This window comes from Marivita sp. (assembly GCF_022763305.1).
Taxonomy (GTDB): Bacteria; Pseudomonadota; Alphaproteobacteria; order Rhodobacterales; family Rhodobacteraceae; genus Marivita.
Window position 1 is genome coordinate 93,326 of record NZ_JALEGT010000035.1, and the last position, 24,621, is coordinate 117,946.

General features: G+C 59.9%; 15 protein-coding genes. 1 reads left to right on the top strand and 14 read right to left on the bottom strand.

What is annotated here, in order from left to right; all coding sequences use genetic code 11:
• Positions 1-4: 4 nt before the first annotated feature.
• The 12 genes from MRY75_RS06445 to MRY75_RS06500 all read right to left on the bottom strand — a co-directional run bounded on the left by MRY75_RS06445 (position 5) and on the right by MRY75_RS06500 (position 20,626).
• Entirely contained in the window at positions 5-6,481 is a 6,477-nt protein-coding gene (locus MRY75_RS06445; protein ID WP_292306319.1) for a type I polyketide synthase, read from the bottom strand.
• 106 nt (positions 6,482-6,587) lie between these two features.
• Complete coding sequence (locus MRY75_RS06450) at positions 6,588-7,934, bottom strand: oligosaccharide flippase family protein (protein ID WP_292306320.1); 1,347 nt, start codon at positions 7,932-7,934, stop codon at positions 6,588-6,590.
• Between the two features lie 11 nt (positions 7,935-7,945).
• On the bottom strand, positions 7,946-8,782 hold the full coding sequence (locus MRY75_RS06455; protein ID WP_292306321.1) for a glycosyltransferase family 2 protein: 837 nt from the start codon (positions 8,780-8,782) through the stop codon (positions 7,946-7,948).
• A gap of 130 nt (positions 8,783-8,912) precedes the next feature.
• Positions 8,913-10,562 (bottom strand): hypothetical protein, encoded by a 1,650-nt coding sequence (locus tag MRY75_RS06460; protein WP_292306322.1) that lies wholly within the window; start codon positions 10,560-10,562, stop codon positions 8,913-8,915.
• A 98-nt stretch (positions 10,563-10,660) separates the two neighbouring features.
• On the bottom strand, positions 10,661-12,373 hold the full coding sequence (locus MRY75_RS06465) for a hypothetical protein (RefSeq protein WP_292306323.1): 1,713 nt from the start codon (positions 12,371-12,373) through the stop codon (positions 10,661-10,663).
• Entirely contained in the window at positions 12,366-13,232 is an 867-nt protein-coding gene (motA, locus tag MRY75_RS06470; RefSeq protein ID WP_292306324.1) for a flagellar motor stator protein MotA, read from the bottom strand. Before motA ends, MRY75_RS06465 begins: the two co-directional genes overlap by 8 nt.
• Before the next feature lie 33 nt (positions 13,233-13,265).
• Complete coding sequence (locus MRY75_RS06475; protein WP_292306325.1) at positions 13,266-14,366, bottom strand: flagellar basal body P-ring protein FlgI; 1,101 nt, start codon at positions 14,364-14,366, stop codon at positions 13,266-13,268.
• Positions 14,363-15,367, bottom strand: coding sequence for a flagellin (locus tag MRY75_RS06480; protein WP_292306326.1), 1,005 nt, complete (start codon positions 15,365-15,367; stop codon positions 14,363-14,365). The genes MRY75_RS06475 and MRY75_RS06480 overlap by 4 nt, the downstream gene beginning before the upstream one ends.
• A gap of 11 nt (positions 15,368-15,378) precedes the next feature.
• Complete coding sequence (locus tag MRY75_RS06485; protein WP_292306327.1) at positions 15,379-16,827, bottom strand: flagellar basal body rod C-terminal domain-containing protein; 1,449 nt, start codon at positions 16,825-16,827, stop codon at positions 15,379-15,381.
• Between the two features lie 26 nt (positions 16,828-16,853).
• A complete protein-coding gene (locus tag MRY75_RS06490; protein WP_292306328.1) occupies positions 16,854-18,155 on the bottom strand; it encodes a flagellar hook protein FlgE in 1,302 nt (433 codons plus the stop codon).
• 104 nt (positions 18,156-18,259) lie between these two features.
• Positions 18,260-19,072: a flagellar motor protein MotB gene (locus tag MRY75_RS06495; RefSeq protein ID WP_292306329.1), complete on the bottom strand. Its 813-nt coding sequence runs from the start codon at positions 19,070-19,072 to the stop codon at positions 18,260-18,262.
• A 96-nt stretch (positions 19,073-19,168) separates the two neighbouring features.
• Positions 19,169-20,626, bottom strand: coding sequence for an FAD-binding oxidoreductase (locus MRY75_RS06500; protein WP_366934911.1), 1,458 nt, complete (start codon positions 20,624-20,626; stop codon positions 19,169-19,171).
• Between MRY75_RS06500 and MRY75_RS06505 the strand changes: the two genes are divergently transcribed.
• The gene (locus MRY75_RS06505) at positions 20,534-21,322 is read left to right on the top strand and encodes a hypothetical protein (RefSeq protein WP_292306331.1); all 789 of its coding nucleotides are present in this window, start codon (positions 20,534-20,536) and stop codon (positions 21,320-21,322) included. The genes MRY75_RS06500 and MRY75_RS06505 overlap by 93 nt on opposite strands.
• Positions 21,323-21,328: 6 nt before the next feature.
• Here MRY75_RS06505 and MRY75_RS06510 read toward each other — a convergent pair whose 3' ends face one another.
• Together MRY75_RS06510 and MRY75_RS06515 are read right to left on the bottom strand one after the other, a co-directional pair.
• On the bottom strand, positions 21,329-23,446 hold the full coding sequence (locus tag MRY75_RS06510) for a TRAP transporter fused permease subunit (protein WP_292306332.1): 2,118 nt from the start codon (positions 23,444-23,446) through the stop codon (positions 21,329-21,331).
• A gap of 63 nt (positions 23,447-23,509) precedes the next feature.
• Entirely contained in the window at positions 23,510-24,520 is a 1,011-nt protein-coding gene (locus MRY75_RS06515) for a TAXI family TRAP transporter solute-binding subunit (RefSeq protein ID WP_292306333.1), read from the bottom strand.
• Positions 24,521-24,621: the final 101 nt, after the last annotated feature.

The window sequence follows — 24,621 nt, forward strand, 5'->3', positions numbered from 1 at the left end:
CAGGTCACTCCGCCGCCTCTGTTGCCTTGAAGGACAAGACACGCCCCTTGCCGCCGACAGAGGCTTCTGTCGTGGTGATGACATTGCGCAGATAGCTGGCCAGCACCCGCACATTGGGCTCCAGCACCATGCTGTCATGATCGCCCGGCACCTCGAACACCTCGATCTGAGGCACGTACTGACCCCAGTCGTTGTCGTCGAACAGATAGGCCCGTTCGTGGTTGACCAGTCGGCCACCGGACACCGTCCAGGTGGCATGCAGAGGCGGCCGGAACAGAGCGATGCGACCAGACCAGCGCTTGACCTCATAGGTCGAAACCGCCTGCAGGAAGGCCTGTTCGATTTCGGCATTATGGAAGCTGTGTGTGGCCTTAGTTTCCTCGGAGGCACGTCGCTTGGACAGTTCCCAGTCGATCCGGTTGCGCAACCAGATCACCGGATAGGCAAGACCTTTGCGGCGGGTTTCCTGCAATTGGATCAACAAGCGGTCCTTCCGGGCCAGCGGGCGGCGCTGAGGCAGCGGTGTATCCAGCAAAACGATCAGCGCGACCTCGTCGCCCATCTTTTCAAGCTGGTGGGCGATCTCGTAGGCGGTGATGCCACCCCCCGAGAAACCACCCACATAATATGGCCCTGTGGGCTGCACCTGTTTCATCTCGGCGATGTAGTCGCGCGCGGCATCCCTGATGGAGCTGTGGGGTGTTTCGTCGCCGTAGAGGCCACGGGCCTGAAGACCGTAGAATGGCCGATCCGACCCGAGCAGCTGGGCCAGATGGCGCAGGTTCAGCACGTTTCCGAACATCCCTGCGACCAGGAAGAACGGCGACTTCGGCCCACCTTCACCATCATGCATCGCAACGATGTGCTTGAAGCGACGGGTTTGAGGTTTGGGCTTCTTGTCTTTCACCTCGGCGGTGTCGGACAAGCCCGTCCGCTCCTTGATGAGCGACGCACAGGCCCGGATGGTCGGCGCTTCGAACAGGATCGAGATCGGGAAATCGACGTTGTACGTCTTGCGCACCTTGGCAAAGAGGCGCACCGCGATCAGCGAGTGCCCCCCGAGATCGAAGAAACTGTCCTCGACGCCGACATTCTGGACACCCAAAAGCTCTTCCCAGATTCCGACGAGCGTGCGTTCGATTTCCGTCTCCGGCGCGACATAGTCTCCGGCGAGTTGCGGACGATCGAATTTCTGACCTTCAGATTTCGGATCGTTGGCGATCATCGCCTGTTCAATGAGCGCCTGCATGTCGAGCGAGGACACATAGACCTGTGGTGCACCGCGACCCAGAGCGCGCAGGAATGCCTCGGCTCCGGTGTCGGAGGTGATCCCTTGGGACAGGTTGTGCTGAAACCGCTCTTCGGCAGGGGACAAGGGCTGCGTCGATTTCCGGAAATCGGCCGGTTCGAATTCGGTCTTTGCCGCTTTGACGGGTGTGGACAGCGATGACATGTCGCTCAGTCGTTTGATCGAGAAGTCCTCGATCTCCATGCAGACAGTGCCGTCGGGCATGGCGATGGAGATATCGAACGACGCGGTTTCGTCGTCATTCCGGTTGCTGCCCGAAGACCGCACCCAGCTGACGATCCGTTCGGGAAGCGGGTGATAGACATGAACCCGGTCGTAGGACACGGGCACCCAAAGCCTGTCGGCGCGGTAGCCATCGATCAATTCCATGGCCCATCCGGTGGCGATGTCGAGCAATCCGGGATGGAAATGCCAACGCCTGTCTTCTTGTGCGACCGCGTTCAACGACAGATCAGCAATCCCTTCCCGGTCGCCATAGGCGCAGCTGTCCAGAACCTTCCAATGCGTCCCGAAGGCGAGCTGTGTTTCCTGGGCAGCTGCGAGTTTTGTGCCATTGCTGGCCGTCCGCGCAACCCCGCAGCGCTTGCGGATTGCATCGATGTCGATGGGTTTGGGCTGGGCCTCGGGAATGAGCGACAGATCGGCCGTCACAATGGGAACAAAGCCTGCCTGTCCATCCAGATGGCAGCTTCCCAGTACATCCATATGATAGCCGTCATCCCGCCGGGACAGACGCAGGCGAATGTCGCGCTCTCCGCCATCGGGCACATGCAAGGGCCGCAGGAACGTCATGTTGCGGATCGCAAAGCTGCTGGTCTCACCCTGACCGCGAAGCGCTTTGGACGCCAGCGTCAGATAGCCGGCACCGGGGAACAGCGCATCCCCCTGTTTGGTTCTGTGTTGATCGATGAACCAGTCCTCGGTGGTGTACCGCGCTTCGAAAATCCGATTTCCGGCCGGGTCGAACCCCGTCTTGTCGAGCAGTGGCAGATCGACAGGATCAAAGGCAACCGGGTCGGTTTCGCCGATCCGGTCCGCCAGGGCAGTCGCAGCCATGCCAACATCGGCCCAGATACCCCAGTTGATCGCCATGACGCGAGTCGCGTCGCCACGGCGCGCATGCGCATAGGCATTGAGGTACTCGTTCGCCGCAACATAGTCGATCTGACCGGCAGGCGCGGTCTGAGTCGAGGACGACGCAAAAAGCACGATGAAATCGGTCGATCCATCGGGGAACAGCTGATCCAGAACCTTGGTGCCGTGAATCTTGGAGGAAAACACCTTTTCGATGGAGCCGGTCGACTTGGCAAGAAGCGGTGCATCCTCCATCAAGCCCGCGGCGTGGATCACACCGTCGATCCGCCCGTGGCGGGCCACGGTTGCCTCGACGACGCCCTGCATCTCTGGAAGATTGCAGATGTCCGCCGCGTGCGGCTCGACCTTGGCACCGAGGGCTTCAAGTTCCTGCACGGCGCGGATGCGTCGCGCCAGTTTGTCTTGCGGCGCATGACGTTGCAGGTAGTGAGCCCACACCTCGCGTTTTGGCAAGTTACCTCTGGCTGTCAGCACCAGAGTGCACCCCAGTTCAGCCAGTGACCTGGCAACGGTCAGGCCAATCCCACCGAAGCCACCCGTGATCAGATAGGTGCCACCGGGCCGAACCGGCGACTCGGTCACTGGTTTCAATGGGGTCTTCTGCAGCGCCTGCTCATACCGTCGCCCCGACCGCAGAAGAGCAATCGTCGCTGACGGATCGGCAATCATGTCTTCGATGACCTGATCGACGAGATCCTGCCAGTCGCGTTGGTCAGCTCTGGCATCCGTGCGACGGGCGAACAGCCGACGCGTCGGAGCGGCGGGCAGAACAAGGTCCAGCGAAGATACGGTCAGCCCGGGGATTTCCCGAGGGATCACGCGGACGGGACCGGACATGATGGCCTTTTCCGGCGAAACAAGCCGTTCATCGCCAAAGGCGGCGGCACCGTTGGTAAAGACCGAGATCTGCGTTGGCCGAGGCAGAGTTTCATCCGCAATCGCCTGGGCGATGAACATCAGCGAATAGAACCCGTGTTCCTGCATGCGGTGGAAAAAGCTTGATCCTGGGCGATGGCTGTTGTCCTTGGTCACGCCCCAGAAATGCGCGATACGGCTGGGCACCAATCGTCGAGACAGCATATCGCGGAACAGAAGGTCATAGCCTTCGCGCCCCCGCTCCGGCGCCAGAACATAGGTCGTATCGTCAAGCCGGGCAAAGCTGTCGCCGGGCCAGACCTCGACAATCGAATGACCCGCCGCGCGCAGACGTTTGGCGGCAGCCGACGCGACACCGGCATCGTCCATGAAGACCAGCCAGCTTTGCAAATCAGCCTTGTCGAGATCGGTGCGGACATCGACCGGAGTTGCGGCGTATTTCGGACGCCAGACCGGAGTCCACCCCCAGTTTTCGATCCCCTCGATTCGGGTCAGGAAGCTGGACACCGTCTGGTTCTGCGGCTGGCCCGGCTCGATATAATAGCGGGAGCGCTGGAAAGCATAGGTGGGCAAGGGCACGCGGTTGCGACGGGCCTCCCCCCAAATCTGATCCCAATCGACGTGACCGCCCAGCGCCCAGACACGGCCCAACACCTCGAGCATGTGGCGATCATCCTCGATCTCTTCGTCGGGATGCCGCAGGCTCGACAGGACCTGGTTGGCCTGGATGCCTTCACATTGACGGGCCAGCACCGACAGCGCCTTGCCCGGTCCAACTTCGAGGAAGATGCGGTTCTGACGATCTGACAGGGTGTCGAGGCATTTGGCAAAATTGACTGTGCCCCGGAGATGCGACACCCAATAGTCCGGGTTGGTCGCCTGTTCCGCCGTCATCATTTCGCCAGTGCGGTTGGATGTGATGGGGATCTGCGGCGGGGTGAGCTCGATCTGTTCCAGATACGCTTGGAAACGGTCAAGGATCGGATCGAGCATGCGCGAATGGGCTCCAATATCAATGGGGATGCGGGTAAAGTCGACATCCCGGCGCTTGAGTTCAGCCTCAAGGGTCATGAGTGCCCCACTTGGCCCCGATGCAACACTGAGGCCCGGACTGTTGATCGCACCCAGATCAAGCTTTTCGCCCAGCAGCGGCTTCAGCTCCTCCGCGGGCAAGGCAACCGAGATCATGCCGCCCTTTTCGACTGTATCGAACAGGGTGCCACGCAGATGCACGAGCCCAATGCAATCTTCGAACGACATGACACCGGCGACGCAGGCCGCCGTGTTTTCACCCATCGAGTGTCCCGCAAGCGCGCTGGGAAGCAGACCCCAGCTCATCCAGAGCTGAGCCAGCGCGTATTCCACGATCATGATCAGCGGAAGCTGCAGCGATGGCTGACGCAGGGCCTCTGCCGCGTCGGTGTCTTTGCCCGGTTCAGGAAGCCACAGCGCACGGATGTCGCGCGTTTCGAGTGTTTGCAGATGCGCAAGGCCGCGATCCATCCATTCGGCAAAGACCGGCTCGGTCTCGTAGAGATCGCGCCCCATGCCGACATATTGCGCGCCACCGCCCGGGAACAGAAACACCGTCTCGGGACGGGACAGCGCATCATGCGAATGCACCCGACGCGCATCCGATCCGTCAAGGAGCTTTGCCGCGTCTTCGTGCGTGCGGGCAACCACGATGCGGCGCTTTTCGAACGCCCGGCGTCCGGTCTTGAGGGTCCAGGCCACATCGGCCAGTGGTTGATCCGGATTGGCCCGCAAATGCGCCGCCAGTTGCGCTGCGTTGGCATCAAGCGCCTGCTTGGTCCGCCCCGAGACCGTGATGATCTGGAATGGCCAGTCGCTTGCTTCCGAGGCTTGCCGTTCGGGTGCTTCTTCCAGGACCACATGCGCATTGGTGCCACCCACCCCGAGCGAGTTGACCCCGGCGCGGCGTGGATGGTCACGGCGCGGCCAATCGGTCAGCCGGTCATTCACACGGAAGGGCGAATGTTCGAAATCAATGGTCGGGTTCGGCTTTTCGAAGCCAAGGCTGGGCGGCATCTGACGATGGTGCAAAGCCATGGATGCCTTGATCAGACTGGCCACACCTGCCGCAGTGTCGAGATGGCCGATATTGGTCTTGACCGATCCGATCCGGCAATGTCCCACAGCGTCACTGGTCGCCTGAAAGGCCTGTGTCAGCGCAGCGACTTCGATCGGGTCACCCAGATAGGTGCCCGTTCCGTGACATTCGACATAGTCGATCGTGTCGGCGGTCACGCCGGCGATGGCCTGAGCCTCGGCAATCGCGTCGGCCTGCCCCTCGACCGAGGGAGCAAGATATCCCGCCTTTGCCGCACCATCGTTGTTGACCGCGCTGCCCTTGATGACTGTCCAGATATGATCCCCATCCGCGATGGCATCGGCCAGCCGACGCAGGACAACGACACCGGCTCCCGACCCAAAGACGGTGCCCTTGGCGCGGTGATCGAAGGCATGGCATTGGCCATCTGGCGACAGGATCTCGTTTTCCTTGTAGAGGTAGCCCTGCCCCTGTGGCAGTTCGATCGTGACCCCACCTGCCAGGGCGAGATCGCATTCGCCGTTCAGCAAGGATTGGCAGGCGAAGTGTGTAGCGACGAGCGAGGTGGAACAGGCTGTCTGCACATTGACCGAAGGACCGTCCAGATCGAACACATGGCTGACGCGTGTCGTCAGGAAATCCTTGTCATTGCCGGTATGCCGCAACAGGAACATGCCGGTGTTGTCGACAAGGTCCGGGTTCGAACAGAGATTGAAATAGAAATAGCTGCCCATGCCGCAGCCACCGAAGACGCCGATCCGCCCGGCCTGGCCTTCGGGCATGTGCCCTGCATTTTCCAGCGCTTCCCACGCACATTCGAGGAACTGGCGATGCTGCGGGTCCATGATTGCAGCATCTTTGGGAGACAGGCCGAAAAAGTCGGCATCGAAGTGATCGAACCGGTCCAGCCGCGCCGCGTAGGGCACATAATCCCGGTGGCGCATCAGACCAGGAGGGACGCCGGCCTCGGCCAGTTCGTCTTCGGTCAGGCGATGAATCGACGAGACACCATCACGGAGGTTGCGCCAGTATTGCGCAAGCGTTGCGGCACCCGGAAGATGCGCCGACATGCCGACGATGGCGATATCCCCATCCGCACCGAGAGATGGCGCGGTTGTTTCATGTGTCATGGTCATACCCTATTCCCAAGGACGGACCAGTATCGCATAAATATGAACAAAATTGGGCGCGCACTGGGATGTTGACAAGTCTCTTTTGATGGATGGCCCGCGCAGGTCACATTGAGGCAAGCGCAAGAACGTCATCCAGATTAAAGGAAATGGCGACGGCGATCAGTCCGGCACCGATGCAGGCAAAGGCCATGTCATGCTTGGCATCCCAGGCTTTCGCGTTTTGGGCCAACCACACGACAAAGGGATAGGCCGCCAAACCAGCAAGGCCCTGGCCGACAAGAGCCCCGAACAATCCGCCGAGTTGCAGGCCGATATAAAGGCACCCAAGGGTCAGAACTGCCCGCGCAATGGACAAGACAAAGAACCTGCGCGAGTCGCCCGTGGCGAGTGCGGCATGTTCATACGTCAGGACTAGGAGCTGCGGCATCTGCATCGCGGCGATCAGCACGACCACGGGGCCGGCCATCAGGTATCTTGGATCGTAGAGCAGATCGATCAGCAGAACCCCGGCAATCGACACACCACCCGTCAGCGCCATCATTCCGGACGTCAGGACGACCCGCATCTTGCGGATGCTGCGAAAGTTCTCGGCACTCTGCGAGGGCGGCCGTTCCCGATAGAGCGGGATCAGCACCTTGCGCGTCATCATGGTGCCCATCAACAGCGGAAAACTCGCGATGAAAAAGCCGATGTTATAAATGCCGAACTGTTCCAGCGTCAGGAACTTGCCGATCAGCAGCTTGTCGCCCTGCATGTAGAGAAAGCCGCAGATTGTGCTCAGGAAAATCCACTTGCCAAACCCGATCAGTTCGCTCGCGGCCTCGCGCTCCCAGTTGAAGCGGTTTCGCTCTCCGGGAAGAAAGATGTTGTAGGCGATGAGCACAAGAAAAGACGAGATGATCCCGCTGATCACAAGCGCCCAGACCGAGTGAAGCTGCCAGGCAAGAAGGACCGTGATGACAATCGTGATCGCCTGCACACCCAGCTCGATACCCGTCATGCGCCCAACCATGAGGTGCCGATTGGCCGTTTCGAGCCGCGTCGGATTGAACCCCGCAATGAACAGGGTCACGCCAGCACACGGCAGGATCCACGCCAGCAGAGGTTCCCCGTACAGGTTCGCCACGGGGATCGCCATGAGGCAGGCAACCGCCCAAAGAAGCGTGCCGCGGATGACCTGGATCGTCCACGCAGTGTCGAGAAACTTCTGATCGTCGCCGCGCTTGGACTGCATGATCGACGCACCGACGCCGACATCCGAGAACATCGCAAGCCCCTGCATCAGGACACTGACCAGCGCCATCATCCCGAAGACTTCCGGGAAAAGAAGGCGCGTCAGGATCAGGTTGGAGGCAAGGCGCAGAAACTGGCCCGACGCATACCCGCCAAGCGTGAACATGGAGCTGCGCATGAACCGCGCGTTGAGCGACGTGCCCCGAAATCTCGACATAATGGCTTGCATCACCGCCCTCTACTCCAACCCGTTGCCTTGCTGCCAGTCAGGCGAACGGCAAGTGCAACTCCTGAATATACGGCAAAACCGAGCGGATCCTTTAGGGTCAGCTTCATCTTGTCGCGAGCCGGAAAGGGCGGCTTGTCGTCATTGTCGAGCAATTCCGGATAATATTCCTGGATTTCATCGACACCGGCATTCTGGCGCCTGCGGACCCGAACAAGGTTTCTCCACCCTTCAACCAGAGGCCAGGTACAGGGGGCGTCGACGGCGACCCGTTCTTCCGGGCGAAAGCTCAGCCGGACGAAGGTGTCGTCGGAAATGATGTTGGGAAACGCCCCCCATCGCATGCGCCCGGCGGCATTCACGGCGAAGAGTCCCGCACCGGGTACACCGTGTTTCATGAAGGGCACCTGCGCGTAGATGCGGGCATAGGCCCGCGTAGTCCAGGTCCGCGCCGGCGCAAGCTCGAGGCGGCCACTGGCATAGCGCGGTTCCGGTTGGTCCAACGCGTCGAAAAGCTTGGCAATCAGGGGTTTCGATACCTCGACATCCGCATCGAGATAGACCCGGATGGGGGCGCGGGCGATGTGATCCCCTGCATTCAGCGCCCCCAGCTTGCCACCTTCCTTGCGATCGAGCACATGCAGAATGCGCCCTGTCGCTTGGAACAGGGGCTTCATTTCAAGTGCCTTCGCGGTCGTCCGATCCGTGCTTCCGTTGGATATGACGATCGTTTCGAAAGGCGCTGCATGTTCCCAGGTGCTGTGCAGCACGGCACGCAGGCAGTCTCCGATCAGGGCCTCCTCGTTGGATGCCGGGATCAGAACGCTCAGGACAGGCATGGCGTCATTTGTGAGACCGCGGGCATTCGGCGGCATAAAAGGCACTTCCTATTCGTCCAGAGACCTGCGGATCACGGGATCCGTTGCCATAAGATATTGTCAAATTTAAGGAAAGCCGGACAGCGCGGGGCTACTCGGCGGCAGAATCCGGCGGGATGCCCCGCAAGACCCGCCAACGCGGATTGTCGTCATCGAGGTGGCGCAACGCCCCCCAGCTTCCCCATTTACTTGGCCCGGCAACATCGACGAAGGCGTTGAACGGGCTGTCTGTCAGACGGCTCCAAGCCCCGATCGCCTCGCGATAAAGATCGGCCATCTGTTCAGAATAGCTGAACGCAGTCAAAAACTCGACCAGCCGTTCGTCATCGTTGACCTCCCAGGCAGCGACGGCATGGGTTCCGCCTTCGTACATGACCAGTTTAAGCCCGTGCTGTTCGGCGACACCGGCATGATAGGGCCAAAGGAATTCGGTCAGTTCGTTCAACGATCCACGCCGCACCATATCTGCGGCCATGTCATTCAGTCCCTCGAACCGGTTCTGCCTGACATATTCCCGCAGGGCGACACGCGACAAACCTTTCGCCTCGCCCTCTTTGCGGGCCCCGTCCTCCGCAGCATCAAAAGCATCGGCCAGTGCCGCCGGTTCACCCAGATCAGCGCCGAAATACCCCGTCACGGCATAGGCATCGAACATTTCGACGGGAGGATAGCCCAACATATCCGTCGCGCGATCCCCAAAGAGGATGGACTGTTCAAGTTCGGGCCAGCCCGTATGGACCCCGACGACCCGCATCAACCGGTCCTGCCCATCTGCACCGAACACATCGGTCCATATCTTCATCACCGAGGCGGCCCGCACCCCGTAAAACTGCATCCAGCCATCGTTGGTTTCGCCCCAGACGCGCTCGGCCTGCTGTCCAGACCACTGCGCCTGTTCGAAAAGAAAATTCCACACCTCGTTGGAGTATTCCACATACGCGGTCCGTTCGGGATCAAGACCATCCCTGACCATCTGCGCATAGCGCTTGACCTGGTCATCCTCGGCCAGGTGAGGGATGTTGAACCACGGGTCAGCGCCGACGCTGTTGGCCAAATCGATCAGAAGAGGAAGCGGCACGCCGCGCCATGCATAACTGAAATCCTCAACCGATGGCATGTCGGACCACGTCTTGATCGTGGACCCATTGGTAAAGGCCCAGTCCATGAAACGGATCAGATCCACCTTTCCCAACCGCGCCAGCCAATCGGGGTTGAACACCTGACCGGCCTTGTAGGCCTCAAGGTGCTTTTCAGGGATCACGCGGATATTTCGTATCGGATCATCGGAATCCGTTTCCGAGATCACGATGCCCACCAGATCCGGACCAGGCCTGTAACTGAAGACCCGCAAGCCCGGTTCGCTTTTGATCACGCGGGCGCGGCCCGTCAGGCTCAAACTGCCTTGACCTTCATACATCAGAACGTAGCGCCCAGAAAGATGCAGGGCGTCCTCCGGCTGGTCTGTCAGGATGACCGTCTCAAGCTTGCTCGCCGCGGCCGGTATTCTTGTCGGCCAACCGTTCGCATCCATCACACCACTGTCACGGACTTCCTCGAACTCCATGCCACCCCATTGACCATGAAGATGCCCAAACCAGGGTCGTGCGGATTTCATCACATCGATGAAGGGATGTTGCGTCGACCAATCGGCAATGCCGTTCAGACCAAATGCCGTGTGACGTTCATCTGCCGTTTGCTGCGCCTGTGCCAAAGTCGACAGGCCGCCAAACATGATGGTCAACAAAAACACCCATAGAAACTTCATGGCTTCGGCGCCTCGTCCAAGCTGCTGGTCCGGATACCCATGAATACGGCAAATCGCCTTACCGTTTGAACACTTTATCTCGACAATGCGTCTGTCAGCGACTGGCGCAGGGCCTTGGCATTCTCCACCTGTTGTCGCGCCAATGAAACGGAAACCGGTGTTTCAGCATCGGCGCTCGGCCCCGGCTGATTATTGGACGTATTTTCGGGTTCTGTCGCTGTTGCCGCCGTCGATGGACCGTCCACTGTAGCCTCAAGGCCCGTTGTCGAACGACCGATCTGCGTGGCTGTCGCCGCAAAGCCTTCCTCTTCAAGCCGGTTTGCCACTTGCGCCAGTGCGGCATCCGATGGTGTCGGATCAAGCAATGGCAAGACGCCCAGCGCAAACTCGAGAAATGTGACGCTGTCCGCATGCAAAGCGACATGCTGGGCCAGTTCGGTTGCGGCAAGTGCATGTTTTCGTTCCGACAGCGGCGGATCGGAGGTCAGCGCCTCAAGCGCGTCGAAATATCGTTTGTGCTCCAGATAGGCGTCAAAGCCGGCCTGCCAGCTTTGCTCTTCAAGGTCCGTCCCTCGCATTTCGATCGTCATCGCCGCCTGCATATCCGGATCAGAAGCAGGTGCTATATTGTAAGCATCGTCAAAAATGCGCTTCGACAAAGCCAATTCTGCGCCGTGATGCTTGGCCAGATCCGGAAAAAGCGCGTCGGTCGGATGAGAAAACGGTTCAATAAGATTTTGAAAAAGAAGAATCTGCAACCCAACGGGCAAGGCAGCGAACGTGTTCATCAATTCGATTTTTGTCGAATTCGGAATATCGGCGCCTTGGCTCAGCGTCGCGATGAGAACGTCATCCAACTTATTGCAGTCCCCGAACCTGAATGATCCGCCGCGCGCAGTCCCGGTCAGCAAGGCTTCGAACGCCTGGTATCGGGCCTGCTGACGCGGATCGGGTGAGGTTAAGGAAAAGGCAAGTCGAGCCTCTTCAAGCCGGCCTTCAGAAAGAAATCGCACTGTCCAATCCTCAGCACCTGCAACCGGTTGACCGGGATCGGGTAAGTCTGATTGATCTGCGGATGCATCGACGACATCCATCTGGCCGGCATTATTGCCGGTGATGAGATCCCAGACTTTTTCCGACCAGTGACACCTGTCCACATCTTGGTCGAAGGATGGCGCTGTGTCGCCCGGCACTGTGTCGGTGCGGGTTCGCGGGGTGGGAAATGGTCTGGTGTCAGCGAGTGCGCTGAACCCGCTGATATGGGCGGTCTGGCCGATCTGTGATGCAATGGTCTTGTTGATCCGCTCCACCACTGAAAAATCCAGTGCGAACAGCGCGTTGTACGGCCGCGAAGCAATATCGGCAGAGGGGAAGGCGCCACTGGTGACCGGGAAACGTGGCAAGGGAGACGATTTCTTGACTGATCCGTCATGAATATCGATCACAATCAATCCGCTGGACTCGAGGACTGCGCTGGCCTCGCAATCGCAATTCAACTGAACCTCGATTCCGGTCTCGGTGCGACTAACCGCTTTGACGCGATCCGTTGTGATCCGGTCGAACAACCGGCTTTGGTCAAGCTCGGAAAACACCGGCACGACATTCAGACCAATCCTGTCACGCCCCAAGTCCTTTAGAGCAATCTCGCGAAGAGGGGCGCTTGAGGAAATGGTCACACGCGTAAACGCTGCATGTTCACCCCCACGCACGATGCCGGAATTGGCCAATACAGCCTGTGGCCATAGAAGACCGAAACAGAAAAGAATTGCGCGACAGATATCAGGCATTGATCTTGATCGTGCGAATGGCGTCGTCCAGCGCCGAAAAACCGGGACGGTGGTGATGGGGGATTCCCTGTCTTGCCACTTCCAGGCACATCTTCGGCGGATGCTGATGCAGATGTGAGACAAAGACTTCCTTGATCGTACGATAGAAATAGATGTCATCGTCAGCAGCGGCTTTCACCTTAAGCGCAAACGGTGCGACGAGGCAATAAGCCAGGAAAACGCCAAGGAATGTCCCAACCAAGGCACCACCGATCAGTTTCCCCAGCACTTCCGGTGGCTGGTCGATCGATCCCATCGTCTTGATCACGCCCAATACCGCGGCCACGATTCCCAGCGCCGGCAACCCATCCGCAATGGATTGAAGTCCATGCACCGAGTGTTCAAGGTGGTGTTTCGTCTCCTCGATCTTCTTGTCCAGCAACTCTTCGACCTGCATCGGGTCATCGTAGTTCATCGCCGCAGATCGCAACGTGTCACAGATGATGTCGAGCGCCGCGTGATCCCGAAGAAGTTTCGGAAACTGAGCAAAGATGTCCGAGTCCTGCGGATTGTCGATATGTGCTTCCAACCCGACCGGGTTTTTCCGTGCAAGATTGATCAGCTGGTACAGCACCTGCAACAAGAGCGTATAGTCCTCTGCTTTCCATTGGCTTCCCTTGAAGACCTTCATCGTGTCCCGTGCCGTCTGTTTGAGGGACGACATCGTGTTTCCGACGGCAAATGCTCCAACAGCCGCTCCGCCGATCATCATCATCTCAAAGGGAAGCGATTTCAGAATGATCCCCAGTTTACCACCCGCGAGCAGATAGCCACCGAATACCATGACGAAGGTGAAGGCGATGCCCGCCAGTGCGATCATAGGGAAAGGTCCTCTTTGTGGATGAGAGTCAGCTCACATCACGACGAATTCGGCGTGCAGCGCCCCGGCCGCCTTTATTGTCTTCAGGATGTCGATCAGGTCGTTGGGTGAAATCCCAAGCGCGTTCAGTCCTGTAATCACATCGGAAAGCGTTGTGCTTCCGGGCACCTCAGCCAAGGAAACTGGTGGCGCGTTCTGGATTTGCGCAGATGATCGCGGCACGACGACTGTCTCGCCTTCGGCGAACGGATTGGGCTGAACGACGACAGGTTGCTCCTCGACGGTCAATGTCAGATTTCCTTTGGCCACAGCCACACGTGACACGCGGACATTTTCACTGATCACGATGGTTCCGGATCGCTGATCCACGACGACACGCGCAATTGTATCCGGTTCAATCAGAAGATTTTCGATCTGAGCCAGGAAATGCGAGGCAGAGCGCTGACCCGACCGGCCAATATCGATGGCGATGGTTCCGGAATCGGTCATTGTCGCGGTTCCAGCGCCAGCAGCAAGGTTGATGGCCCGCTCGATCCGGTAGGCCGTCGAGAAATCAGGCGTCTTCAGCGCAACGCGAAGATTTGGCATTTGCGCAAAGTCGAATTCGACTTCGCGCTCAACGATGGCACCAGATGGGATGCTGCCCGCCGTCGGTACACCCTGAACGGTGCGCGCAGCGTCCCCCTCGGCAGCGACACCGCCGGCAATGATCGATCCCTGCGCGACCGCATAGATCTGACCGTCGGCCGCATTGAGCGGCGTCATGACCAGCGTTCCTCCTCGAAGGCTGGTGGCGTCGCCAATCGCCGAAACCGTCACGTCGATCCGACCTCCGGCGCGCGCAAATGGGTGCAATTGCCCTGTCACAATCACTGCGGCGACGTTTTTGGCACGGAATTGCTCTCCTGTGACATTGACACCAAGCCTTTCGAGAATGTTGGACATGATGTCTTCGGTAAACGGCGCATTGCGGAGACCGTCGCCGGTTCCGTCGAGGCCCACGACAAGGCCGTACCCGACAAGATCGTTGCCGCGCACACCTTCGAAATTCGCAAGGTCCTTGAGTCGGACACCCTGCGCCAAGAGCAGGCCAGGCGTCACCAGGAAGGCAAACAGGATGAGCAGCGATCTCATCGCAGATACTCTGCGAGAGAAACACGCTCGCGCCGTGCTGAAACGCGATAGAACACGTCGAGTTGCTGCTGCACCGCCTCGAATTCCGAGGCCGCTTGGAACTGATCGACCCCGATCAAGGCAAGTCGGTCCAAAGATACCCGATCGAGATCGGCATCGACGGCACCGCGAGCGGTTTCGATGCGGGCTTCGATCAGGCCCAAAGTGGCACGCTCTTCTGTAAGGGTGCGGTCTACATCGGACAATTGACCCCGCACGTGGTCGAGAAGCCGCTTCTGATCCGCAAGCGAAAGCGCAAGGGCCGGATCGCTCGCCAGAGTTGCGACAGAAAGCGCCTTGAGAAGATCGCGTATCGTCTCTGAATCGGCACGAAGGCCAAAAACCACAGTCTCGTCCGGACCGATCGGCTGCATGGCAAAGCCGGTGGCAGAGCCGGTATAGGCCATGGTCTCAAACGGTCCACCCGGGGTGTCGAACCATGCCTCGACAGCAGACCGGATGGCATCGGGATCAGTCGTTCCGGACACATGCGCCCGCAGCATGCCAGTCAGGCTCTGACCGTCCAGAAGCGGTCTTTGCCCAGTGGCCGAGCCGGCGAAAAGATGGCGCCCGCCCACTTCGGAATTCAAGGCACGGACCGTATCGTGAAAAGTCGCGGCAGCGGTTGCGGAAAGCGTTTCCACTTCACTGGTCAGCTGCACCTGCGAGACCAGCGACAGACTGTTTGCAAGCACAGCAGCCTGATCCTGAATCCGGCCAAGAATGGTTTGCGACGTTGTGCCGAAAAGAGCGGCTTCGGAAACTCCGCGGCGATGCTGTTCCAGCAACTGGCTCTTTCGCTCCAAAAGCGAAACCGCGAGCGACGACCCACCGAGATGGCGCGTCCGGTCCTTGGCCATCCCGGTTGTTGTCTCGAATGCAGCTCTGTCCGCCTCGGATTGAAGCCGGTCATGCATGTGGCGTGAGATGATGTACGTGGCAAGATCACCGATGGCGCGCATGGTATGTTCCTTCAAATTCTCAAGAGTTCGGACAGCATGTCGTCGACGACCTGAACCACGCGAGCATTGGCTGCGTAGGATTTCTCGAGCTGAATCAGATCCTGAAGCTCGCGATCCGTGTTGACGCCTTTTTCTGCCGACGCTTGACGCAGGTCTTCCAGACGGGTCGTCATGGCTTCGGCAGAGTTGCCGGTTCTGATCCGATCCGCGCCGATATCGCTGGCGAAACGGTGCACATGGTCTACAAGCGAACGTGGTGCCAGCCCCAATGCCGAGGACCCCGGCGAGAGAGTTGCCGACACCTGGTCGCGCAGGGCCAGGAGTAGTGCGCTTTGGCCGACGTCACCCGGAGACGGGGCGTTGATCCCGGCGCGCCAGCGCCACGGTTCGACCGTCGAGGCGGTCAATGCCAACGAAAGACTGATCCGGCCTGCCAGTCCGATTTCGGATCCCGGCGACAGGGGCATACCTGCGTCCGTAAAGAGCCCGGCGTCCGTTGCCCCGAGTGTCGCATCCGGCCCGGCGGGACCAAACCGGTCGATGACGTCGCGCGCAATGCCGTCGAGGCGGCGTTGTGCATCGGGGGCCTCGGTATCGCGCAAGTGGAACTGTGCCTCCAGCGCGCCCCCTTGCATCAGGGCGGGCCCGGGCAGATCGAGGAATTTGCCATCGATCGTCAGGCCGGACAGCAGCCCGTTTGCTGCGGTCATGTGAGGAAGGATGGTCACGCTTGGCGTGAACCCGATGCGAACCGCGTGCTCGTCAAGAAGGGTTCTGCCCTGCGCCGTGAAGACCGAGATGGCACCGCTGTCCCGCTCCACGACGTGCAACGGAACGTGAACTGCGAGCGCGTCCAGCGCTGCATCCCGACGATCCAGCAGGCCAAGCACGTCCTGCCCGAGATGCTTTGCCGTCATGATCTGGTTGTTGAGTCTGTCGAGTTCCGACAATCCGGCGTTCATCTGGTCGACGGCTATCGCAATCCCCGCATCGGCGCGTTCCCGCAACCGATCAAGCCCTGTGCTGGCCTTGCGCAGGCCCGATGCGAAATCCTCCGCGGCGTAGGAGACATTGCGCAATCGCGTTTCCGAAGAGGGGTCTGATGCAGCGGACAGGAGTGCGGCTTCGAACCCGGTGAGCTTTTGGGCAAGCGAGCCGATCGTGTCGATGCTGCCGACCAGGTTTTCGAGACTGCCTTGGAACGTGGCATGCGCGAATGCTGCCGCCTGTTCGGCAAGGGCCACTCGTTTCTGATGGGCCAGAACGGGATCGCTTTGGCGCGTGATCTGGGCCACGATCACCCCACCCGAGGTCTGGGTCGCATTGGTTGACAGGCTGACCTCGCGCCTGCCGTAATGTTCGTTGAGCGCGTTGGCGATATTGGAAGAGATGACGCTTGTTCCGCGTGCATTCGCGACCAGACCGCTCATTGCGTTGGACAGGGCACCAGACAGGCTCATGGCAAGCTCCTTCGATCAGGGGATGATCAGCGTTTGATGTTGGTGGCTTCCTGCAGCATTTCGTCGACGGTCTGGATGACCTTGGCATTCGACGAATAGGCCCTTTGGGTGCGGATCAATTCCGTGAGTTCATTGGCAATGTCGCTGGCGGATTCCTCGAGCGCGAAGGACAGGATGTCGCCGGTCGAGCCATTCCCGGCATCCCAGAGAAAGAAGCTGCCACTGTCAGGCGTGGGCATGTAAAGCTGGCTGCCCACGGCAGCCATGCCGTTGGGGTTGGGGATATCCACGAGGGGAACCTGATAGAGCGTCCGGGTTGTTCCCGTATCATAGAACGCGTTGACAAGGCCGGTTTCATCAACTTCGACCGACGTGACCTTGCCGACAGGGGCCCCATCCCGGCTGATGTTGAATGGAGCAAAGATGTCGGACAGTTGCGAGAGACCTTCGTTCAATCCGGGACGACCGATATTGATGTTGATCGGGCCGCTGGGCGCGGTAATCGTCAGGATGCCTGTCGCGGGATCATATGGGTCACCGGTGACATCGGTCACGCTCAGCAAGGTGCCACCCAATGTCCGGGCATCGTCGAACTGAAGATCGTATTGCCCGAGAATGGTGGCGGGATCCGCGCTGTCGACGATTTCAAGGGTCCATTGATTGGAGGTGCCGGTGGCAGGCACGACGGGGGTAAACGTGAATTCAAGCGTCTCGGCCCGACCAAGGTTGTCGTAGTATTCAACAGACTGGGACAGCGGATTGCCCAAGCCCCCCTCTTCGGTTTCCGTTGCCGGCAGGTTGATACCCAGTTCGATTCGCGTCGTGGGTTCACCGCTGAACTGGTTCACGTTGATCCGGACAGGTTCCAGTGCCTCGCTTGTGGCGCGCGGATAGTTTGGAATGCTGCCGTCAAGATTGGCAGGCCAGCCGAGCAGGATTTGTCCTGATGCCGTGCGCAGATAGCCGTTGGCGTCGGTGCGGAAGGAACCGGTCGTGGTCAGGAACATCTGCGGCGTGGCCGAACCGGCAAGAACTTCGGTCGCCTGCGCCACGGGCAGAAAGCCCCGGCCGCTGACGGCAAGATCGGTTGCATTCGACGTGGTGGCGATCGCACTGTCCTGATCGATATAACGCTGCGTCGTCGTGCGCACGCCACCGGCGGTGTAGGTGCCGCCTCCGGATGTCACGACCATGGAATGAAAATTCGCTTCCACGCGCTTGTATCCGGGTGTTTGCGAATTTGCGATATTGTCAGAGATCGTGGCCAGACGGGTTGCGTGTGACGCAAGGCCGACGACGCCTGCGCTGAGAGAGGAAGAGATCGACATGGAACGCCTTTCTGGTGTGCTGAGATGGGCTCGACACATCAGTAGGGCGTTCGGTTTAACGGTCCCCTAACGGCTAAAACTTGACCTAGTTTTGCCCATCCGGCTCAAAATCTGAGAAAGATCAGCTCGATCCGGCTGTTGCGCGCCGACATGAGGTTTTCGACCACCGGTTCCCGGTCGCCGTAAGCCGTCAGTCTGCGCAGTCGATCTTGCTCGAAACCGTATTCGGACAACACGCGGGAGAAGGCAAAGGCGCGCTCTGCAGACAAATCCCATGTCGGATCATCAATGCGCACCACCGGAACCTTGGCGACATGACCTTCAATGGCAAGGTCGTTGGTCAGCATGCGGCTGGCTTCACGCACCGCATAGGCAATCTCGTGCAGCAGTTTTGTCGGTTGCGCGCCATCCACGAAGAGCGGGTCGCCCTCGGTATCGAAGAACTCCAGAACAAGGCCTTCATCCGTGACACGGGTCACGACATGGCGCAGCCACTCATCTTCGAGCATGCTTTCGCCGGTCAACCCAAGCAGGCTCTCTTCGACCTCCTTGAACGCTGTGTCCTGGGCGGTCTTGTCTGCGTCCTGAGATGCATCGCTTGTGGTCTCCTGCAGGGAACTGGCGCCGACCCCCATGCGCGGCAGGACATCGGCAGCGAAAATGCTGTCGCCCATGAACATCCCATCCGATCCGCTGGACAATCGGCTGATCGGCGCGGTCGGGCTGAAGTAATCCGCTATACCCTTGCGCTGTTTCTCGGTCGTCGCGTTCAGCAGCCACATCAACATGAAGAAAGCCATCATGGCGGTGACGAAGTCGGCATAGGCGACTTTCCAGGCGCCCCCATGGTGCCCACCGGCCTGAATCACTTTCTTGCGTTTGACGATGACTGGCGCGACATTGCTGTCGGTCGCCATTCCCTACTCTCCTTACGCCCCGCATCAGGCATAGCAGAGCGGTGTAAACCGGGTCTTAACACTTAAAAATTGCGGTGTTTCGTACCCCGGAGTTCCTCAGAACCGGTGCGGAGAGAAGGGTGTCAGGTCAAGATTCGGGGGTCTGTCGGCAATCAGCCCGGCCACCAGTCGGCCTGTCTTGGGTCCTGCGGTCAGCCCGACATGCTGGTGGCCGAACGCGGTGAACACACCGGTGTTCCGGACTTCGCCAATAAGCGGCAAGCTGTCAGTGGTAGCCGGACGATGCCCCATCCAAGTCTCTTCGCGCGAAAAGCTCAGGTTCGGGAAGGCTTGGGCGATCTTGCGCCGCAGCAGGGCAAAGGGCGCGTCGGACGGTCCGGCGTCAAGCCCGCCAAGTTCCACGATCCCGGCGCAGCGCAGTCCCATCTGCATCGGTGTGGCGACGAATTTGCCGGAGGAAATCATCGATGGAGCTTTGGGTCCACCAGAAGGATCGGTCATGACGATGTGATAGCCACGTTCGCTCTCCAGCGGGATGTTCAGTCCCAGCTTTTGCATCAGCGCCTTCGACCAAGCACCGGAGGCCAAAATCACATTGTCGCCATCAATCGGACCGGCGCTTGTGGTGACCTTGGGAGCGGTCCTGTCCGACGCGTCGATATCGGTGACGGCCGCTTTGACGATCCGGCCCCCCATCTGTTCAAAGTCGCGGGCAAGGGCAGCCACATAGCTTCCGGGATCAGTGACGAACCCATGATCCTTGACCACGGCAAGGCAGGTGATGCTGGGGCCAAAGCTCGGATCGAACTCCTGGACTGCGCCTCCTTCGATCAGAGTCGGCACAAAACCATGCTCGCGGCGGAGTTCCCAGGAATACTGGTCCTTGTTGAACTCGGCGCGGGTGTCATAGGCGAACACGTAATCGCTCTTGCGCAGGTAGTCGCGCGCGGTCAGCCCTTCGGTGAGCGCATAGTGCTGATCCACGGTGTCAGCGGTGATGTCCGTCAGGTCGGAGGCAATACGCCGCGTGTCCCGGTCGTTGGCATGAGCAAGGTAGCGCAGCAACCATGGTGCAAGGCGGGGCAGGTAAGACCAGCGCAAGAACAACGGCGAATCCGGGTCAAACAGCATTTTCGGCGCCTTGGTGATCAGCCCGGGTGTGGTCACCGGAACCATCGCGCAAGCTGCCAAGAGCCCGGCATTGCCAAAAGATGTGCCCTGCCCCGGCCCGTCGCGATCCACGATCGTCACCTCCTGACCGAAACGGCGCAGCCAGATGGCAGCGGAAACGCCGACAATACCGGCTCCGATCACGATGACATGTTTGCTCATTCGGGACATCCTGTTCGCGTCTGATTGTGCGACGCGGCTGTACAATGGCATGGACGCGCCTCGGGTTCCAGATGCCGACGCACGCGCCCTGACACTTGAAATCCCGCGGGGCCGAGACAGCTTTTTCACATGGAGGGCTGGATCATGCGCAACGTTTTGACAGGGACCTGGATCGCTTTGGCATTGGGGCTTGCGCATGGCGCGCAGGCCGAGATCTTTCATCGCGAAACCATCAACGAGTTCCGCGCGGTCAGCATTGCCTATGATGCTCAGGTCTGCGGGATCTGGGTGGCCAACGAAAGCAACGAGGTCGTTCTGCTGTCGACCTTCGGAAAGGAACTGCGCCGCTTCGAAACCGGGATGCGCTCGGTGCGCAGCCTGACGGTTGAGGAGGACGGCATCCTCATTGCCAGTGGCTGGGGTGAATTTCGCCGCCTCGACCGCGAGGGTCGCGCCATCGACACGCCCTTCCGGCTGAGCGAAACTCTCTATGACACCGAAGGTCTGCACCGGGACGCCGATGGCAGCTTTCTCGTGGTCGAGGATGATCCCTCACGCCTGTTGCGCATTGCCCCCGACGGGGCCGTCCTGATGGAGCTTTTTGGAGACAGCTTCGATCCCCCGATGACCGAACCCCAGGGCGTGACCCGTGACCCCTATTCCGGCAACATTCTGGTCGTGGACGACAACGAGGGTTTGAACAGCCTCTTCGAATTGGCACCGGATGGCCGCGTGCTCTCGGTCACGCCGCTGTCGCAATATGGATTCGATGCCGAAGGCGTGGCGTTGCAGCCGGAAACCGGAACGCTTTATGTCGGGTTCGACAGCGGTCGGGCCCTTGCGATCTTCGACTGGATCCCGAGCGAGATCACCATCGACACACCTCTCGAACGCGGACCCGACTGCGCCTATTCCTGACCCGCCCTAGGCAGACGCGGGCACCGTCGTCATCGGCGGCGTCTTTCCGAACCGGATGTTCACCACCAGAAGTGCGACGGTCGCGGCTGCACCTGCGATGTTCAGCACCAGGAAACCGGGCCACATGCTCGCCACGCCCGCCGCAAGACAGAGCCCGCGCATCAGCCACCCCAGCGGCTTTTCAAGACAGCCCTGAAGGGCGCCGGCAAGGGCATAAACCCCGATGGCACCAAAGCAGAAGACCTGGATCATCTCGGGCCAGTTCCCGGACAGGAAAGGCGTGTAGGCAAACAGGACCGGCACGATGTACAGCCCCTTGGCCAGCTTCCAGCTTGCCACACCTGTGGCCATGGCCGGAGCCTTGGCGATCGCTGCTGCCGTGAAAGCGGCCAGAGCGACAGGAGGCGTGACGTTGCTGTCCTGTGACAGCCAGAAGATGATCATATGCGCAGAAAGCAGCGCGCTGGTCGCAACGGCTGGCGGAACGACAAGGTCTCGCAACGGGGCCGCGATCTCGAGCGGCAAAGACCGGATCAGGCTTGCCGCTTCGGCATGCGTGACCTCTCGGCTCAGCAGTTCGATCTGATCGGGGACACCGAACATCAGCACCGCCTTCGCCGCTTCGGGAAGGGTGCCTGCCGCCATTTGTGCAATCACGAACTGATCGCTGATCATCCCCGAAAGCGCCGGGGCCGACAGCGTGGCCAACACGATATAGGCTGCCGTCACTGGCAGGCCCATGCCCAGAACCAGACTGGCAAGGGCGATCAGGATCAGCGCAATCATGATGTTGCCACCGGCCCAGCTTGTGATCATCAGGCTGAAGGTGTTGCCGATGCCGGCAGTTGCGATCACGTTCACAACCAATCCGACGGAGCACAACAGAACCGCTGTCAGGACCATGCCTTTCGATCCCATCACGAAGGCTTCGAAAACGGCCTTCGGACCCATCCGGTTCTTGGTCAGCCAGCTGGATGCGATCACCGCGAGGATGCCGAACACCGCCGCATAGGTCGGGGTGAAACCGGCAACCAGAAGGCCGATCAGCGTGCAGATCGGAATGATGAAACTCGCCCCACCTTCCTTGAAAGCGGACCCAAGGGTCTGTCCCTCGTCCGGCAGCGGCTGAAGATTGTTGCGGCGCGCTTCGATCCTGACGAAAAACGCGACGGACAGAAAGTAAAGAAGCGCCGGAAGAGCCGCGACAGCGACGATGGTTTCATAGGGAATCTGCGTGAAGCTGGCCATCACGAAGGCGCCCGCGCCCATGATCGGAGGCATCAACTGCCCTCCTGTCGACGCTGCCGCTTCGACGCCGCCCGCGAATTTCGCCTGAAAGCCAGCACGTTTCATCAAGGGAATGGTGATCACGCCTGTCGATGCCGTGTTCGCCACGGCAGATCCAGAAATCGTGCCGGTGAGTCCCGAGGCGATCACCGCGACGATGCCTGGCCCGCCGACCAGTTTGCCCGCGACAGCGCGGGCCATGTTGATAACGAATTCCCCCGCGCCCGAGCGCAGCAGGAACGCGCCGAAGATGATGAAGAGAAAAACGTAGGTCGACGAGATCCGCGCAATCGTGCCGAACATGGCGTCATCACCGTAAATCGAGCGGAACGCGACCGTTTCGGGGCTCAGACCTGGGAAAGAAAAGACGCCACCGACGAACTGGCCCCAATAGGCCACATATGTCAGCGACAGGATGATCAGGACCGGAATGATGATGCCCGCAACACGCCGCGTCAGTTCGATCGCGCCGATGATGCACACCGTGGCCGCAACCCAGTCGGGGGCCGAAAACTTGACCCCCCTGTCGTAGATCGCGGTTTCAGCCTGTGCCAACCAGACAGCCGATACCGCGACAGACAGCCCCAAGGCAAAATCCAACGCCACAGGGGCCGCTTGGCCAGACGATCCGCGCCACATCGGGTAAAGCAGCGCCGCCAGCATGGCGAACCCGGCAAAGTGAAACGCGTTGCGTTGGAGTTCGGACAGCACCGGATCAAAGGCCACGTAGATGTGGCCAACAGCGATCACGAAACAGATGACCGACAGCGCCTTGTCCGCAAGCCCATCGAATGAACGGAGTCGCCCTCCGTCCTCGTCTTCTTCAGTCTTTGACATGGTCCCACCCAAACATCAGAGAACCAGCCCGCGACGAACGCAGGCTGGTCGATTTCGTGTGGATCACTTGGCGATCAGGCGCTCGGGAATGTCCAATCCGACTTCCTGATAGTAGCGCAGCGCACCGGGATGCAGCGGCAGCGGCAGGCCCGCAATCGCGCTCTCGATGCTCATCACCTTGGTCGCCGGATGGATGGCCTGCAGGAAGGGCAGGTTTTCGTAGATCGCCTTGGTGATCTGGTAGACATGCTCTTCCGGGATGTCAGCGTTGGTGGCAAGGAAGTTCGGCTGCGCCACGGTCTGCACATCCGTATCCTGACCCGGGTAGGACCCGGCCGGAATGGTGTAGGGCGTCCACAGACCGCGATCCGAATCCGCCATCTTCATTTCTTCTTCAGTCAGGCTGAGCAGCGTGACGCTGTCACCTGCGGAAGCCATCAACTGGCTGATTGCACCGACCGGGACGCCACCCGGCGCACCGATGCCCTTGACCTGACCGTTCTGCAGCGCTTCGGCCGACGGACCATAGCCCCCGAAGACCAGCTCATAATCGGTGTCGATGTCGATGCCGAAGCCGGACAGGATGGTGCGGTTCGACCCGATCGTGCCTGAGTTCTGAGCACCCAAAGCCATTGCCTCACCCTTGAGAGCCACCATGTCGGACAGGGTGCCCGTCGGTGCCACATCCGATGAAAGGACGAAGTGCTCGACGTTCTGCCACAGCATCGACACCGATCGCAGGTTTTCCTGCGGGCCGACCTCTGCAATCGGGCCGGTACCTGTTGCGGCGTAATAACCGAACAGACCCTGCAGAATACCGAACTGCGCTTCGTTCTCGCGCAGCAGGCGAATGTTTTCACCCGATCCGGCCGAGCTGATCGCGGACATGCCGATCTTCTGGCTCGGCTCGAGCTTGACCTTCACCAGCGTCGATAGCGCAACGCCCACCGGATAGTAGGTGCCGCCCGTGGATGCCGTGGTCAGCACATAGTTACCGCCCTCATCCTGCGCATGCGCAGCAACGCTGGACAGAGCAATGGTCGCCGCAAGCGCGGCGGTCTTGAAGTGTTTCATGTAAGCCTCCCCATCTTTGCGCCTTCGCAGCGCTGGGGATGAGAATAGCGCGCGAATCCGAATCCGGTAGGAAACAATCCGCAGGAAGGCGGCATCGAAGC